We start from the raw sequence: 2,194 nt of genomic DNA on the forward strand, positions 1-2,194 counted from the left end.
CGATATTTGGGTGCTTTTTTACTGCCAGAGGATTTCCAAGGCTTGTCTGGTCTGAACTGAAATTGTGTGCCTGCACCCACGAATAGGATGCCGCCCGACTTCGCCGCGTAACCCAAGTAAACTGATGCCTCATCCGCAGATACGGTTCGGCAGGTGGCAAAGCTCCATTCGTTCAACAGTCCCCGGCTCTCAATGTGGCTCTTGTGTTTGGGGGAAAGATATGCGGTAGATTCAAATTGCTGTACAACGTTCATAGATGCCTCTCTCGCTACTCATAGCGCTGCGTGCTGGTTTTGTTTGCAAAAACCCGCGCTTATGTAGAAGAGACGGCTCTGCTGTAACTACCGTTGATGTGCAAAGGTGCAAAATCTGCGGTAATAGCAGAAATAGACTATGATGTATTTAAACTTTTTATATTTGTTTGTCTGCCGTCTCTTCTAAAGACTGCGGACTCTTTTTTTTGGTCTGGTCTAATCGCTGCTGGCGGTCGCTTGTTGATAACAGCCTTTTAAAATTTTATACGCGAACGTATTGCTTAGACTGACAGGGATGGCAGGGAAAGCGGGTTAATTTCAGCGACATTCATGGTGTATTAGTAGTTTTCTTTTTATTGCCCCGCTTGGCTTTGGTGGCTGGCGGGGGGGCAGTTTCACTGGGTGAATCATGGGTGCTGTCCGGTTTGGGGGTTGGGGGATTAGAAGGGTTTTGTTTTAGGTATTCCGCTATAGCTCGCTTAACTACCACTCGTGTCAGTTGGGGTACTGTTAAAAACTCCTTCTCAGCCCAAGCCCCTAGGTGCTCCATATCCTGCTTCTCCAGGTAAAGGGTTATTCGAGGTTTATCAGAGGGCATACAAGTGTTAAGGAGGTTGTCACTTTCTTAAACTCTACCCTTTACTACCTCGCTTTTTATTTAGGTACACCAAAACTCGACAAATACCTTACCTATTGTTTCACTTTGTCTGCGGGAATCCCATTTCAATATGTAAGGTAAATATTGACACGTACCTTACCTGTTGTTACTATACACTCAGGCACGCCAAAGTCAGTGTCGGCGTAAAAGGGTCATCCATAAAACTACCCCTTTTGTTGTCCAAAACTAACTTGAAAGCGCCTTAAATCCAATGCCCGCAACACTTTCGCAGATTGGCGTTCGTGGGCCGACAAAAAAACCAAACCAAACCCCGCCCCCTATGACTGGAAATCTTCTGGGGCGGGGTACGGCACTCACATTAATGAGGTTTTTCAATCATGACACAAATACCGATACCGATAACGGTTGAGGTGTCCGCTGCTGCTGCAACGCCAAAGGTGACGAGCGCTTCTTTGTACCCTTCACTGTTGGCATCCGCGTCCGCGATGGCAGACCCAGAACTCTGGGCTCTGATGGAAGCGGCCGTTTACTCGCTGCGCCAAAGAGACACGCTCACCCGCTCCATTAAAGAGTGCGGTACTGTTGAATGCTTTGGCGATAAGTGGCCACAAGATTTTGATTTCTTGCCAACCGATGCCGAAGCCATCGCCCTAGTAGAAGCAATCGCCGACCAATTCTCCAGCCGCCAACTCCATTCTTGCTGGCAATCGCTGCTGAACACTTGCAACCGCATCCAAAAGCTTGCTCTTATCGAAGCGATAACCTACGCCCAGCACTATTCATCGACGGTACTCCAAGCGCTGCACGAATGCGAACTCTCCGATTTGTTTGAAGATTCCCTCGAATATTTAGATGTTTGGATGTCTGAACCAGAAGCGTTGAGGCTGATTCGCTTACTCTCCGGTTCCCTGTTAGCTTCATCAGAAGCTGCACCCTCTCCGGGTGATGGGAGGGATGATCGATGAAAGCACTCAAAAGCCATCAATTTCAGTGGAGCGTTACCGTCACCCGCAAATACAATCCACCGCGCCAGATCGTAGTTTTCGGGCGCACGCCAGCAGAAGCGATCCAAGGTGCCGTATCTTCTGCCCGCGAAGTATGGGGTATCTGGGATGCCAAATCCTTCGGTGTCCCGGTGAGACAATAATTTTTTTTTGATGGTTGGGTGGTCGTTACAAAGCAGCTACACCGTTGGCAACCCAGTAGCGACCCCAAACCGATTAACAACCAACCGCGTAACAATCCATTAGACCTCTTGCGAAAGTCTCAGGCGATCTCTAATTTAGTCTTTAAAGAAAGTTCATAATTATAAATGCCAGCG

Annotated in this window: 4 protein-coding genes; 2 read left to right on the forward strand and 2 right to left on the reverse strand. The window is 48.2% G+C overall.

Annotation, left to right across the window (positions count from 1 at the left end):
* The coding region (locus QT996_RS28295; protein WP_333050808.1) for a hypothetical protein at positions 1–254 on the reverse strand (254 nt) is incomplete at its 3' end.
* A 328-nt stretch (positions 255–582) separates the two neighbouring features.
* A complete protein-coding gene (locus QT996_RS28300; protein ID WP_333050809.1) occupies positions 583–804 on the reverse strand; it encodes a hypothetical protein in 222 nt (73 codons plus the stop codon).
* Positions 805–1,250: 446 nt separating this feature from the next.
* On the opposite strand from QT996_RS28300, the gene QT996_RS28305 reads away from it, so the two are divergent.
* The gene (locus QT996_RS28305; protein ID WP_333050811.1) at positions 1,251–1,838 is read left to right on the forward strand and encodes a hypothetical protein; all 588 of its coding nucleotides are present in this window, start codon (positions 1,251–1,253) and stop codon (positions 1,836–1,838) included.
* Positions 1,835–2,020 carry a hypothetical protein gene (locus tag QT996_RS28310; RefSeq protein WP_333050813.1) on the forward strand — a complete coding sequence of 62 codons (186 nt, stop codon included), beginning with the start codon at positions 1,835–1,837 and terminating at the stop codon, positions 2,018–2,020. Before QT996_RS28305 ends, QT996_RS28310 begins: the two co-directional genes overlap by 4 nt.
* Positions 2,021–2,194: the final 174 nt, after the last annotated feature.

This window comes from Microcoleus sp. S13C4, from assembly GCF_036700865.1.
Lineage (GTDB): Bacteria > Cyanobacteriota > Cyanobacteriia > Cyanobacteriales > Microcoleaceae > Microcoleus.